This window comes from Bilophila sp. 4_1_30, from assembly GCF_000224655.1.
Lineage (GTDB): Bacteria > Desulfobacterota > Desulfovibrionia > Desulfovibrionales > Desulfovibrionaceae > Bilophila > Bilophila wadsworthia.
Window position 1 is genome coordinate 1 of the sequence record NZ_JH114285.1, and the last position, 718, is coordinate 718.

Sequence of the window (718 nt, forward strand, 5' to 3'; positions counted from 1 at the left end):
TATTTATTGCCAGCGCCGGATGCAGAGCACGCAGTTGATCGATGATGCCCCCTGCCGCGAAACTCAGGACAGTTTCGAGCATCGACATGACCGGAGCCCCGCAACTGGCGTTGAAACAAAAGCAACCGCGCATTCCCTGCGGGCCGATGGGGGCCTGGCTACCCTCCGCACCGCCGTAATCGCATTGCTCGCGGATTGCGCCACCCTCCAGAGACCAGCGGCAGTAACGGCAGTTCAGCCACGACCCGGACGGCGAGCAGTCCCGGATGATCCCGTTGCCGCACATCCCGGCCACGTTGTTCACGGTCAGGACGCCCTCCAGCCTTCCGTCCAGATCGCGGTCGTATTCAATCCGCAGGTTCAGTTCCCCAATGGCCGTAAGCGAGCCGACAGGGTACGCGGTCACTCTGACCACCGGTGCTTCCGAGGAACACATGAGATTGGCCCGAAATCTGGCGCTCCCATCGAAGGTCTCGAATTCCCGCTCCGTGGACAGGGCGGGTTGAAAAAGCCGGTCGTTGATGGCGCCAGGGCTCTTGAGCGTGGACTTGTGATCTTTGGCAAATTCCAGAGCCGAGTCCTGCGTCGCGGGGGGACTCGCCCGGGCCGGGAAAGAGATCACGACGATGGCTACAAAGACGATGCCACCCAATCGCCAGTGGAACTTCATGTTGCGCCTCCCTTATGTGCGGTTTTCATTCAAGAGGAGGCGGGAGAG

At 61.1% G+C, this 718-nt stretch carries 1 protein-coding gene; it reads right to left on the minus strand.

Translation table 11 applies throughout. The features are described 5' to 3' along the window. A partial coding sequence (locus HMPREF0178_RS20170; protein WP_009369393.1) for a hypothetical protein occupies positions 1–670 on the minus strand: 670 nt, incomplete at its 3' end. Between the last annotated feature and the right edge of the window lie 48 nt (positions 671–718).